Source organism: Azospirillum baldaniorum (genome assembly GCF_003119195.2).
Lineage (GTDB): Bacteria > Pseudomonadota > Alphaproteobacteria > Azospirillales > Azospirillaceae > Azospirillum > Azospirillum baldaniorum.
The window spans coordinates 302,392-315,357 of sequence record NZ_CP022254.1; the positions used below are offsets into that span (position 1 = coordinate 302,392).

Consider the following 12,966-nt stretch of genomic DNA (forward strand, 5'->3'; position numbering starts at 1 on the left):
GCAACAGCTCGTGTATCATTCTGGCAACAGACTGGTTGCCGGATTGATGTCGCCCACACCCCCTGAAACCGTCACGCCGCTTTGGCAGCAGTTCCTTCGTTGGGCAGCCCGTGTCGGGCTGGCGAAGAGGCTTGCCTTCGCGCTGTCGCTGGCGGCCTTGGTGGCGGGCTTCGCGACCTACACGGCGCTGACGGAGAGCGCGCCCTTCGGGGAAACCAACCCGCGCACCGTCACATGGCTGCTGACCCTCGATCTGGCGCTGCTGCTCCTGCTTGGCGTGCTGATCGCGCGGCGGATCGTCTATCTGTGGATCGGGCGGCGGCGTGGCCTCGCCGGGTCGCAGATGCATGTGCGGCTGGTCGCGGTGTTCAGCCTGCTCGCCGTCGCCCCGGCCATCATCATGGCCATCTTCTCCACGGTCTTCTTTTATGTCGGCGTGCAGTCCTGGTTCAGCGAGCGGGTGCGCACGGCGGTGAACGAATCGCTGGCCGTCGCCAGCGCCTATCTGCATGAGCACCAGCAGAACATCCGCGCCGACGCGCTCGCCATGGCGAACGACCTGAACCAGGAGGCGGCGCGCCTCGCCAGCGACCCGGAGCGGTTCGAGCAGGTGGTCGCCACCCAGGCGATGCTGCGCGCCCTGTCGGAGGCCATCGTCTTCAACGGGACGACCGGCGCCATCGTCGCGCGCTCCGGCTACACCTTCGCGCTGGAGTTCGACCCGATCCCCGATGACAAGCTCGCCACCGCCCGCCGCGGCGAGGTGGCGATGATCGTCAGCGAGAACGACGACCGCGTCCGCGCGCTGGTCCGGCTCGACCGCTTCGCCGACACCTATCTCTATGTCGGCCGCATGGTCGAGCCGCGCGTGCTCTCGCACATGGCCTCGGCGGAAGGGGCGGTGCGGGAGTTTGGGGCGCTGGAAAGCCAGCGCGGCAGCCTGCAGATCACCTTCACCCTGATCTTCCTGGTCGTGGCCATGCTGCTTCTGCTGGCGGCAGTGTGGGCGGGGCTGATCTTCGCGACGCGGCTGGCGCGGCCGATCAGCGCCCTGATCGGCGCGGCGGAGCGGGTGCGCGCCGGCGACCTGACCGTCCGGGTGACGGAGCCGCCCGCCGAGGACGAGCTTGGCCTGCTGTCACGCGCCTTCAATCGCATGACGACAGAGATCGAAAGCCAGCGGCACGAGCTTTTGTCGGCCAACCGCCTGATCGACGAGCGCCGCCGCTTCACCGAGACCGTGCTGGGCGGCGTGTCGGCGGGCGTGATCGGGTTGGACGCGGAAGGGCGCATCACCCTTCCCAACTTCTCGGCCGCGCGCCTTCTCGGCGTCGAGGACGCCGAAAGTCTGATCGGGATGAAGCTGGCCGAGCTGTCGCCGGAGATGGGGGAGCTTCTGGACCATGCGCCGGGCCGGCCCGGCCGGGTGGTGCAGGACCAGATCCAGATCCGCCGTCCCGGCACGACGCCGCTGACCTTGCTCGTCCGCATCTCCACCGAAGGGCGGGGAAGCGGGGAGATCCGCGGCTATGTCGTCACCTTCGACGACATCACCGAGCTGGTCTCCGCCCAGCGCAAGGCGGCCTGGGCCGACGTCGCCCGCCGCATCGCCCACGAGATCAAGAATCCGCTGACACCGATCCAGCTCTCCGCCGAACGGCTGCGCCGCAAGTACCTGAAGGAGATCACCAGCGACACCGAGGTCTTCACCATGTGCACGGACACCATCGTCCGGCAGGTGGACGACATCCGGCGCATGGTGGACGAGTTCTCGGCCTTCGCGCGCATGCCGCAGCCGGTGATGAAGCCCTGCAACCTCAACGACCTCGTCCGGCAGGCGGTGTTCCTGCAGTCCAGCGCGCATGCCGGCAAGATCAAATTCGAGATGGCGCTTCCCCAGGGGCCGCTGACCGTGCCCTGCGACAGCCGCCAGATCAGCCAGGCGCTGACCAACCTGCTGCAGAACGCCGCGGATGCCATCGAAGGGCGCCCGCCGCCCGCCGAAGGCGCGGAACTGCCGCCCGGCCATGTCGCCATCCGGGTCGAGGCCGATGCCGAGCGCATCGCCATGATCATCGAGGACAACGGCAAGGGCCTGCCGACCGAGGAGCGCGACCGGCTGACCGAGCCCTACGTGACGACGCGCGCGAAAGGCACGGGACTGGGGCTGGCAATCGTCAAGAAGATCATGGAGGACCACGGCGGCGTGCTGACCCTGGAGGACCGCGAAGGCGGCGGGGCGCGCGTCGGGCTGGTCATCCCCAACACGTCCACCAGCTCCGGCACGGCCGCGGGCGACGCCCCCGGCGGCGTCGGCACGCCGGCGGAGACCGGTGAAGAGAAGAGGCACGCAGCCCATGGCGCATGACATTCTGATCGTCGACGACGAAGCGGACATCCGGATGCTGATCGCCGGCATCCTGAACGACGAAGGCATGAAGACGCGCGAGGCCGCCGACGCCGATCAAGCGTTCGCCCAGGTCTCCGCGCGCCGTCCGAGCCTCGTGGTGTTGGACATCTGGCTCCAGGGCAGCCGGCTGGACGGGCTTCAGATCCTCGAACAACTGATGCGCGACCACCGGAACCTGCCGGTCATCATGATCTCCGGCCACGGCAACATCGAGACCGCCGTCTCGGCGATCAAAATCGGCGCCTACGACTTCATCGAGAAGCCCTTCAAGGCCGACCGGCTGCTGCTGATGGTGGATCGCGCCATCGAGGCGGCCCGGCTGAAGCGCGAGAACGAGGAACTGAAGCTGCGCGCCGGCGGCGAGGTGGAGCTGATCGGCCGGTCCACCGCCGTCAACCACGTCCGCCAGAGCATCGAGAAGGTGTCGCCCACCGGCAGCCGCGTCCTCATCACCGGCCCTGCCGGCTCCGGCAAGGAGGTGGTGGCGCGGTTGATCCACGCGCGGTCGCGCCGGGCCGGCGGCCCCTTCGTCGGGCTCAACTGCGCCACCATGCGCCCTGACCGGCTGGAGATGGAGCTGTTCGGCACGGAAGCCGGGGTGGACGGTGGCGGCCGCAAGATCGGCACCTTCGAGCAGGCGCACGGCGGCACGCTGCTGCTCGACGAGGTGGCCGACATGCCGCTGGAAACCCAGGGCAAAATTGTCCGCGCCCTGCAGGAGCAGGTGTTCGAGCGGGTCGGCGGCGGCCAGCGGGTCGAGGTGGACGTGCGCGTCGTCGCCACCTCCAACCGCGACCTCCAGGCGGAGATCGACCAGGGCCGCTTCCGCCAGGATCTGTTCTATCGTCTCGCCGTCGTGCCGATCCGCGTGCCCTCGCTGGCCGAGCGGCGCGAGGACATCCCGCTCTTGGCCCGCCACTTCATGCAGCGCTCGGCCGAGGCCGCCGGCCTGCCGGCCCGCGACTTCGGCGAGGACGCCATGGCCGCGCTGCAGGCCTACGACTGGCCGGGCAACGTGCGCCAGCTGCGCAACGTCGTGGATTGGCTGCTCATCATGGCGCAGGGCGATCCCAAGGAACCGATCCGCGCCGACCAGTTGCCGCCGGAAATCGGCGCCATCACCCCCACGGTCCTGAAATGGGACAAAGGCGGCGAGATCATGGGCCTGCCGCTCCGCGAAGCGCGCGAGGTGTTCGAGCGCGAGTATCTCCTGGCCCAGGTGACGCGCTTCGGCGGCAATATCTCCCGCACCGCCTCCTTCGTGGGGATGGAGCGTTCCGCCTTGCACCGGAAGCTGAAGTCGCTCGGCGTGCACGGCAGCGAGAAGGGCAAGCTGTTCGTCGAGTAGGCTTGCCCAGCATCGTCAAGCACAAGGCGCCGTCTTTCTCCTGAAGCAGGCTTCCCGAGCATGTCCCGAACGTGGGCGACTTGGGAGCCTGCTTTTATTTTGTCTGAAAGCGGTGCCTGTCAGCTTGCGCCATGGAGGATTAAATACAATTTTATTTATATATTTCATGAAATCACGATTAACGTTTTTGGTATTGATCGAAGGTTATTGCCTAAATATTCATTGTCTTGTAAGCGCGCTTAACAAGAAACATCATTTTCTTTTTATGAGGAGGAATCACAATATGGCGACCACTGCTGTCCTGACGGTCAATTATACCGACAACCAGCTTGTTGCTTATTTGAATGGTGCTCAAGTTTACAACCGCATTGGCGGTGGTGAATCGATCAATGAACAGGTCGTCCTGACCGGAAACCTGCAAGCCGGCGTGAATCAGCTCCTGCTGATTGGTGTGAACTTCAGCGGGCCAGCCCATTTCCAGGGATCGGTCAACATCGATGGCCGGTCACAGGACTTCAACTTCGACACCCGCAAGGATGGTGCTCCGGAAGGCGTCGTCACGCAGTTCTATTACACAATCGACAACAGCTGACGCCGAGGCCGGCAAACGGGTCTCCGTCTCGCGGTGACCGACGGGAGAGGGTGATGGGGCAGGGCGCATCCATCACCCCTCTGCCTGTCCACACCGGCAGGTTGGCCCGTATTTCCCTTCGCGAACATAGAGTTGGTGCGTCCTGCCGCAAAATGATAAGGTCCCTGTCCTAAGTGCCTGGAAAATGGGCGGGGAAGGGTGCAAAGGCCGTGAAGGTCATCGTTTGCGGAGCCGGGCAAGTCGGCTCGAACATCGCGCGTTATCTGGCGTCCGAGGGCAACAACGTCACGGTGATCGACCATTCGCCGGAACTCATCCAGCGGATCAGCGACACGCTCGACGTGCAGGCCATGGTCGGCCACGCGTCGCACCCCGACGTGCTGGAGGCGGCGGGGGCGGGCGAGACCGACATGATCATCGCGGTCACCCAGATCGACGAGATCAACATGGTGGCCTGCGAGGTCGCGCACGCGCTGTTCAAGGTGCCGACCAAGATCGCCCGTGTGCGCAACCAGAGCTACCTGAAACCGATCTGGGCGGACCTGTTCAGCCGCGACCACATGCCGATCGACGTCATCATCTCGCCGGAGATCGCGGTGGCGCGGGCCATCGCCCGCCGGCTCCAGGTGCCGGGCGCCTTCGACATGATCCCTCTGGCGGACGGCAAGGTCCGCGTCGTCGGCGTGCTCTGTACCGAAACCTGCCCGGTGCTGCACACGCCGCTGCGCCAGTTAACCGGCCTGTTCCCCGACCTCGGCTTGGAGGTGGTGGCGATCATCCGCAACGACCGTTCCTTCATACCCGGCGGCGACGACCAGATGCTGCCCGGCGACGAGGTCTATTTCGCCTGCGACAACCGCCACCTGAACCGCGCCATGGCCGCCTTCGGCCACGAGGAGGTGGAGGCCCGCCGCATCATCATCCTGGGCGGCGGCAACATCGGGCTGTGCCTGGCGGAGGAGTTGGAGGCGAAGTACCCTCACGTCACCGCACGCATCATCGAGATGAACCGCAGCCGCGCCCAGTTCGTGGCGCAGCGCCTGTCGCGCACCATGGTGCTGCACGGCGACGGGTTGGATCCGGAAATCCTGGAGGAGGCCAACGTCCGCGCCACCGAGACGGTGGTCGCCGTGACCAACGACGACGAGGGCAACATCCTCTCCTCGCTGCTCGCCAAGCGGCACGGGGCGAAGCGCGCCATCACGCTGATCAACAAGGCGTCCTACACCTCTCTGGTGTCGCCGCTGGGGATCGATGCGGTGGTCAGCCCGCGCGCCATCACCGTGTCGAACATCCTCCAGCACGTCCGGCGCGGCCGCATCCGCGCGGTGCACAGCCTGCGCGACGGCTTCGCCGAGGTGATCGAGGCGGAGGCGCTGGAAACCTCCGCGGTGGTGAACACGCCGCTGCGCGAGGTGAAGCTGCCCTCCGGGGTCATCGTCGGAGCGATCGTGCGCGGCGACGAAGTCATCATCCCGCGCCCAGCCACGGTGATCCGTCCGAAGGACCGCGTCATCATCCTGGCCACCGCCGGTCAGGTGAAAAAGGTGGAGAAGATGTTCGCCGTCCGGCTTGAATTCTTCTGATCGCCTCCCGTATCGTTTTTGGCACCAACAAAAAGAACCTCCATGGCTCGATGGGCATACGTCAACGGCCGTTACCTGCCGCACCGGCAGGCGGCGGTTCATGTGGAAGACCGCGGCTTCCAGTTCGCCGACGGCGTCTATGAGGTGGTCACCCTCCTCGACGGGCGCTTCGCGGACCTGGACGGCCATATGGAGCGTCTGGGCCGCAGCCTGTCGGAGCTGCGCATGGACTGGCCGGCGGCGCCGCGCGTCGTGACGATGATCGCCCGCGAGCTTGTGCGGCGGAACGGCGTCCGCAACGGGTCGCTGTACATCCAGGTCACCCGCGGCGTCGCCCCGCGGGACTTCAAGTTCCCGGCAAGCGTCTCCGCGACGCTGGTGATGACCGTCAAGCGGGTCACCGCCTTCGCCAAGCCGGAGCAGCTCGAGAAAGGTGTGGCCGTGGTCACGGTGCCCGACATCCGCTGGGGCCGGTGCGACATCAAGACGGTCGGCCTCCTCGCCCCGGTGCTGGCCAAGCAGCAGGCCGCCGAATCGGGCGCCTACGAGGCGTGGCTGATCGATCCGGACGGCACGGTGACGGAGGGCTCCTCCTCCAACGCCTGGATCGTCACGCAGGACGGCGTGCTGGTGACCCGCGCCCCGTCGCAGAAGATCCTCAACGGCATCACCCGCCTGTCGCTCCTGCGGCTGGCCGGGGAGCGCGGCATCCCGGTGGAGGAGCGCAGCTTCACGGTGGAGGAGGCGCTCGCCGCCCGCGAGGCCTTCGTGTCCTCCGCCGGCACCTTCGCGCTGCCGGTGACCCGCATCGACGGCAAGCCGGTGGGCGAGGGCAAGCCGGGGCCGGTCACCCGGACGCTGCGTCAGGCCTATCTCGATTACGTGGCCGCCGGGGTGCCGTCATGAGCGACGCCTCCGCCGTCATCGACCACCTGCCCGTGCTGCCGCGCGCTGTCCTTTACGACTGGGACAACACCCTTGTCGACAATTGGGGCACGGTGCGCGCCGCGCTGAACCACGCGCTGGTCACCTTCGGCCATCCGGCCTGGACGGAGGATGAGGCGCGGGAGCGCATCAAGCAGTCGCTGCGCGACAGCTTCCCCCGCATCTTCGGGGAGCGCTGGACCGATGCGCGCGACCTTTTCTACGCCTATTTCGAGGCGCATCACCTGGAGCATCTCCGGCCCCTGCCGGGTGCGGAATCCCTGCTGCGCGGCTTCGCGGAGCGCGGAATCTATCAGGCGGTGGTGTCGAACAAGACCGGCCGCTTCCTGCGGGCGGAAGCCGATGCGCTGGGCTGGACCGGCTATTTCGGCCGTCTGGTCGGCGCCCAGGACGCCGAATTCGACAAGCCGCACGGCGCGCCGGTGCTGATGGCGCTGGAACCGGCGAACATTTCGCCGGGCCCGAACGTCTGGTTCGTGGGGGATGCCGACATCGACATGGAATGTGCCCATGGCGCGGGAATGGTCCCGGTGCTAATAGGGGCGGGCGAGGGCAGCGGCTTCACCCGCTTCCCTCCGGCCCATCGGTACGACACGTGCCATGCATTGTGCGGGTTGGTGGGCAGCGGTGGTGACACCATATCGGATGACCAGTAGTCGAGACGGTTGCGACCAACCATGACCTTATCGCTGCAGGGGGCGGGCTTCTAACAAGGGGCCCCAAAAAACACTGAAGAAGGGGGCGACATAAAATGTCTGAAAAAAGCCAAAATGTGCAGGACGTGTTCCTCAACCACGTCCGCAAGAACAAGACTCCCGTGACCGTGTTCCTCGTGAACGGTGTTAAACTTCAGGGAATCATCACCTGGTTCGACAACTTCTCGGTACTGCTGCGGCGCGATGCGCATTCGCAGCTCGTCTACAAGCACGCCATCTCCACCGTGATGCCCGCGCATCCGATCCAACTTTTCGAGCCGCCCAAGGAAGGTGAAAACGTCTGATCTTTCGACCAATGGCAACGGCCGGACGCCTGATGCCTCCGGCCGCGCCATCGTGGTCCACCCCGTCCTCCGCAGTGAGGCGGACGGGGTCCTGCGCCATCCCGAATCCTGCCTGGACGAGGCGGTGGGCCTTGCCCGCGCCATCGATCTGGAGGTTGTGCACGCCGAATGCGCGCGGGTGAACCGCCCGCAGCCTTCGATCCTTCTCGGGTCGGGGACGGTGGAGCATTTTGCCCAGATCGTGGAGGAGACGGAGGCATCCCTCGTCATCCTCGACCACGCGCTGTCGCCGGTGCAGCAGCGCAATCTGGAAAAGGCCCTCAAGGTCAAGGTCATCGACCGCACCGGTCTGATCCTGGAGATATTCGGCGCCCGCGCCCGCACGCGCGAAGGCATGCTCCAGGTCGAACTGGCCGCCCTGACCTACCAGAAGTCGCGCCTCGTCCGCTCCTGGACCCACCTGGAACGCCAGCGCGGCGGTTTCGGCTTCCTCGGCGGCCCCGGCGAATCCCAGCTTGAGATGGACCGCCGCCTGATCGGCGACCGCATCGTCAAGATCAAGAAGGAGCTGGAGGAGGTCCGCCGCACCCGCGGCCTGCACCGCAAGGCCCGCGCCAAGGTGCCGTACCCGGTGGTGGCGCTGGTCGGCTACACCAACGCCGGCAAGTCGACGCTGTTCAACCGGCTGGCCAACGCCGACGTCTTCGCCAAGGACCTGCTGTTCGCCACGCTGGACCCGACGATGCGTCAGGTGACCCTGCCGTCCGGGCGCAAGGTGATCCTGTCGGACACCGTGGGTTTCATCTCCGACCTGCCGCACGGCCTCGTCGCCGCCTTCCGCGCCACGCTGGAGGAGGTCGACGCCGCCGACATCATCCTGCATGTCCGCGACGTGTCCCACCAGGACAGCGAGCCCCAGAAGGCCGACGTGCACGAGGTCATGAGCGACATGGGCATCGACCCGGACGCCGACGACCGCGTGATCGAGGTGCTGAACAAGATCGACGCGCTGGATGACGAATCCCGCGAGGCGATCCTGGCCCAGACGGCCCGCAACCCGCGCGCCGTCGCGGTGTCCGCCCTGTCGGGGGCGGGGATCGCCGATCTCGACCGGCTGCTCGACCAGCGGATGAACGCTCACCGCCATGTGGTGGACCTGTCCGTGGAGTTGGGGGACGGGGCGGCGCTCGCGTGGCTCTATGCAAAAGGTGAGGTGCTGGAACGGCGGGACGACGAGGTCCAGGCCCACATCCAGGTGGCCATCGACCCGGCGGATCTGGCCCGTTTCGAGAAGCGGTTCGTGCACGGCTGATCTTTCGCCATAAAGGAGTCGGGCGCGTCATAATTCGTTCGTGCACGTGCGACGACATGACGCGCCCGATTTCAGCCCCGTCCTACGACGTCCGAGGTGTAGCCTTTTCCCAACGCGCCCCCGATATTCGACACGGGGAGCCGATGGGTTATCCCCGGGAGGAGGCCCGCCTATGCGTTTGCAGACCGATCCAACACACTTTTCGATCACCGCCTTCCTGGCCGATCAGGTGACCCTGGTCGCCCGGCAGGAGCAGTTGTCGCCCGGTGCCGCGGTGCTGCGCATCCAGGAACTGTCGCGCGACAACGCCGGCCGCGCCCGTCTTCTGGAAATCATCAGTGACGCCTGGCGCAAGGAAACCAACCCGACGGAAAGCAGCAAGATTGCCGCCCTGCGGTCCGAACTGGCCGCCTGGGCGCTGCACGCCACCCCGAGCGAAAGCCTGCCGCGCTCCTGACGGAGGCGGGTGTGCCGGGACAAGGATTTGTCCGTGGCTATGCAGCGGGCAGGGCGCCATAATGGACGCTCGGCCCGCCTTCTTTTTCCGGATTCCCTTGCGCGTCCCGATCGCTCTCCTGTCCCTGGCGTTTCTGACCTTCGCGGGCACCGCCACAGCCGCCGAGCGGGTGTTGCCACCGGGATTCGTGGAGGAACCGCCGGTCGCGCCGGAAGATCCCTTGCCGCCGGAGCCCGCGGAGTTTCCTCCCGCCCCGTTCAGCCCGCTGGTCGTGGCGCCGGACCCGAAGGAATTGCTGAAGGCCTGCAAGGAAGCCACCTTCACCGACTGTTTCCGCCTGTGGCGTCCGCCCCCGCCGCCGCCCAAGGAGGAGACGCGGGAGGCGCGCGACACGCCGCAGCCCCCGCCCGATCCGAACGCGCCGCGCAAACCGCCGGAACCCGGCCCCTTGACCGGCACGCCGCCCGCCCCGAACCCCGCGGCCGATCAGGCCACCTATGACGCGCTGGTCAAAGCGTTGAAAGACAGTGGCCTGGACGGCAAAGTCATGCTGCCGGAACCGCCGAAGGATGGCGGAACGGTTCTGAGACTCGACCCCCGATCCAACAAAGCGGCACCGAAACCGTGACGAATTTTCCGATTCCTGACGTCGACCGCGTCTCCGCGATCATCCGCGAGGTCGCGGAGAGCGAGATTCTTCCCTATTTCCGCGATCTGGCGAACGCCGGCATCCGTGAGAAGACCGGGCCGGCCGATCTCGTGACCCTGGCCGACGAGGCGGGCGAACGCGCCCTCACGCCGCGCCTGCTGGACCTGCTTCCCGGCAGCACGGTGGTGGGGGAGGAGGCCGTCTCCGAGGACAAGTCCCTGCTCGACCGAATCCACGGCGACGCGCCGGTCTGGATCATCGATCCGATCGACGGCACCCTGAACTTCGCGAACGGGCGCCCGCTCTTCGCCGTGATCATCGCCCTGGCCTGCCGCGGCGAGACGCTGGCCGGCTGGATCTACGATCCGTGCGACGGGCGCATCGCCACGGCGGTGAAAGGGCAGGGCGCCTATTTGAATGGCAAGCGCGTCACGGTCGCCCCGGCGGTCCCCCTGACCGAGATGACCGGAGCCCTGTCGACGCGATTCTGCGCCGAGGATCTCGGACGCCAGCTGGACGAGCGCGGCCGTTCCCTGGGTCCCCGCGTCTGCCTGTCCAGCGCCGCGCAGGAGTATCTGCGCCTGCTCGACGGCCGGGCGCATTTCTCGATGTACCATCGCCTGATGCCGTGGGATCACGCGGCGGGCGTTCTGCTCCACGCGGAGGCCGGCGGCTACAGCGCGCTGTTCGACGGCTCGCCCTATCGTCCGACCGTCCTCAACGGTGGGGTGATGCTGACCCCCGACCGCGCGAGTTGGGAGGCGATGCACCGGCATCTGTTCGGCTAAGGCGGGGGCGCACCGGACTACCGCACACGTCCTGCGGTGGGGACCGGATTCGGCGGGAACTCCGCGGGCACGACGGCCTTATAGTGCCAGGATGCCGGAAACGGCCGCCGTGAGCCTTGCGGAGCGCCCGATCATGAAGGCCATTGCCCTGAAGCGCGTGCTGTTGGTGGCGTCACTGCTGGCGCCCACGGCTTGCGCGGAGCGGATCGCCGAATGTCAGCCTTCGGGCGGGACGGCCTCGGCCGCCGGCGCGGCGCAATGTTCCACCGACCCCGAAACCGCGGACGTCGCCTTGGATCACGAGGTGGTTCGCGCGATCGACGCCGAGCCGGTGCTCAGCGTGGCACCGCCGCAGCGCCGGAAGGCGCGGCCCGCCACGCAGGCGCATTCCATGGAGTGAAAAGGCCCGCGGTCCCTCGGAACCCGCCACCGCCACCCTGTGTTGGACCAACGCAACAACGGCGGGTGATCCATGCAAAAGGCCAATATCCACGACCCCTTGAGCATCGAGAGCATCTATCCACGAAGCGCCTTCGACGCCGACGCGCGACAGAACGCACGGGACAAGGAGACGGTGGAGCATGGGGTGATGATCCTGTCGATGCCGGACGCCGATGGGAATTTCTCGTTGAAGCCCTCCCAACGTCATGTCGGCGAGCCGGACACGACGACCCATTCGATTTTCCTGTCGCCGAGGCTGGAAAGCTCGGAGTATGGAGCGCTTACTCCGAGCGACACTGGCTATGACGCACCGATCGAACCGGCGAAGGCCCCCGAGACCTCCGGCGATCCTTACCGGTCTTTCGTGGAATCGCTGATCCAGGCCGCCCGTAACGCGGATTTTCCGCCGCCACCACCCGCAGAAAGCCTGAAGGGGTTTCGCGGCGGCTGAGGCACCGAAGAACGGAGGGTGGCCGGAAGCCCCCTCCTCGCTTCCTTACGGTCTTATTTTCCATAATCTCACTTATATGATTTTTGTCGACCGGCAAGGCCTGCCTTCTTTTCTCACTGCCATGCGTCGGCTAAGGTCGCTTTCCGTCCCATCCCGCTGCCGAAGAAGACCTTTCCATGGCCCGCAACATCGACCGCCTGATCGACGTCATGGCCCGCCTGCGCGACCCCAACGGCGGATGCCCGTGGGATCTGGAGCAGACCTACGCCACCATCGCGCCGCACACGATCGAGGAAGCCTACGAGGTGGCCGACGCCATCGAGAAAGGCGACATGTCGGCGCTGCGCGAGGAGTTGGGCGACCTGCTCTTCCAGGTGGTCTATTACAGCCAGATGGCCCGCGAGGAGACTCTGTTCGACTTCGACGAGGTTGCCGGCGTCATCGCCGACAAGATGATCCGCCGCCACCCGCACGTTTTCGGTGCCGAGGAGGTCAAGGGCGCCGACATGCAGACCTCGCGCTGGGAAGACCACAAGGCCGCCGAGCGCGCCGCCAAGGCTGCCGAGGAAGGCCGCGCCCCGTCCGCCCTGGAGGGCGTGATCGCCGGTCTCCCTGCCCTCACCCGCGCCCTCAAGCTTCAGAACCGCGCCGCCCGCGTCGGCTTCGACTGGACCGACGCGCGGGATATCCTCGACAAGATCGAGGAGGAGGTTCGCGAACTGCGGCATGAGATGGACAGCGGCTCCGCCCCGGACCGGGTGGCCGACGAACTGGGTGATCTGCTCTTCGCTCTGGTCAACCTCGCCCGCCGCCTGAAGGTCGAGCCGGAATCGGCGCTGCGCGGCACCAACGCCAAGTTCGAACGGCGCTTCCACCGCATCGAGGCGCTGCTGTCCGAACAGGGCCGCACGCCCAAGGAGGCGACGCTGGACGAGATGGAGGCCTTCTGGCAGCAGGCCAAGCGCGAGGAACGCGGCGAGTCCTGAA

Annotated in this window: 14 protein-coding genes; all 14 read left to right on the top strand. The window is 66.6% G+C overall.

Translation table 11 applies throughout. The features are described 5' to 3' along the window. Positions 1 to 46: 46 nt before the first annotated feature. Complete coding sequence (locus tag Sp245p_RS15735; RefSeq protein WP_109138671.1) at positions 47 to 2,368, top strand: sensor histidine kinase NtrY-like; 2,322 nt, start codon at positions 47 to 49, stop codon at positions 2,366 to 2,368. Beyond that, positions 2,358 to 3,758 (top strand): nitrogen assimilation response regulator NtrX, encoded by a 1,401-nt coding sequence (gene ntrX, locus Sp245p_RS15740; RefSeq protein ID WP_014197047.1) that lies wholly within the window; start codon positions 2,358 to 2,360, stop codon positions 3,756 to 3,758. Before Sp245p_RS15735 ends, ntrX begins: the two co-directional genes overlap by 11 nt. Before the next feature lie 283 nt (positions 3,759 to 4,041). Then, a complete protein-coding gene (locus Sp245p_RS15745) occupies positions 4,042 to 4,350 on the top strand; it encodes a hypothetical protein (protein WP_014197049.1) in 309 nt (102 codons plus the stop codon). 209 nt (positions 4,351 to 4,559) lie between these two features. Further along, complete coding sequence (trkA, locus tag Sp245p_RS15750) at positions 4,560 to 5,936, top strand: Trk system potassium transporter TrkA (RefSeq protein WP_014197050.1); 1,377 nt, start codon at positions 4,560 to 4,562, stop codon at positions 5,934 to 5,936. A 42-nt stretch (positions 5,937 to 5,978) separates the two neighbouring features. Beyond that, positions 5,979 to 6,842 (top strand): D-amino-acid transaminase, encoded by an 864-nt coding sequence (locus tag Sp245p_RS15755; RefSeq protein WP_014197051.1) that lies wholly within the window; start codon positions 5,979 to 5,981, stop codon positions 6,840 to 6,842. Continuing rightward, positions 6,839 to 7,537 (top strand): HAD family hydrolase, encoded by a 699-nt coding sequence (locus tag Sp245p_RS15760; protein ID WP_014197052.1) that lies wholly within the window; start codon positions 6,839 to 6,841, stop codon positions 7,535 to 7,537. Before Sp245p_RS15755 ends, Sp245p_RS15760 begins: the two co-directional genes overlap by 4 nt. Before the next feature lie 95 nt (positions 7,538 to 7,632). Then, entirely contained in the window at positions 7,633 to 7,881 is a 249-nt protein-coding gene (hfq, locus tag Sp245p_RS15765) for an RNA chaperone Hfq (protein WP_035675971.1), read from the top strand. Between the two features lie 52 nt (positions 7,882 to 7,933). After that, positions 7,934 to 9,193 (top strand): GTPase HflX, encoded by a 1,260-nt coding sequence (gene hflX / locus Sp245p_RS15770; RefSeq protein WP_014197054.1) that lies wholly within the window; start codon positions 7,934 to 7,936, stop codon positions 9,191 to 9,193. A gap of 172 nt (positions 9,194 to 9,365) precedes the next feature. Next, positions 9,366 to 9,650 (top strand): hypothetical protein, encoded by a 285-nt coding sequence (locus Sp245p_RS15775; RefSeq protein WP_014197056.1) that lies wholly within the window; start codon positions 9,366 to 9,368, stop codon positions 9,648 to 9,650. A gap of 97 nt (positions 9,651 to 9,747) precedes the next feature. Further along, on the top strand, positions 9,748 to 10,278 hold the full coding sequence (locus tag Sp245p_RS15780) for a hypothetical protein (RefSeq protein ID WP_145644855.1): 531 nt from the start codon (positions 9,748 to 9,750) through the stop codon (positions 10,276 to 10,278). Next, positions 10,275 to 11,087: an inositol monophosphatase family protein gene (locus tag Sp245p_RS15785; protein WP_014197058.1), complete on the top strand. Its 813-nt coding sequence runs from the start codon at positions 10,275 to 10,277 to the stop codon at positions 11,085 to 11,087. Before Sp245p_RS15780 ends, Sp245p_RS15785 begins: the two co-directional genes overlap by 4 nt. 133 nt (positions 11,088 to 11,220) lie before the next feature. After that, positions 11,221 to 11,487 (top strand): hypothetical protein, encoded by a 267-nt coding sequence (locus tag Sp245p_RS15790; protein WP_129557178.1) that lies wholly within the window; start codon positions 11,221 to 11,223, stop codon positions 11,485 to 11,487. A gap of 72 nt (positions 11,488 to 11,559) precedes the next feature. Then, the gene (locus Sp245p_RS15795; protein WP_014197060.1) at positions 11,560 to 11,979 is read left to right on the top strand and encodes a hypothetical protein; all 420 of its coding nucleotides are present in this window, start codon (positions 11,560 to 11,562) and stop codon (positions 11,977 to 11,979) included. A 176-nt stretch (positions 11,980 to 12,155) separates the two neighbouring features. After that, the gene (mazG, locus tag Sp245p_RS15800) at positions 12,156 to 12,965 is read left to right on the top strand and encodes a nucleoside triphosphate pyrophosphohydrolase (RefSeq protein WP_014197061.1); all 810 of its coding nucleotides are present in this window, start codon (positions 12,156 to 12,158) and stop codon (positions 12,963 to 12,965) included. Position 12,966 lies beyond the last annotated feature (1 nt).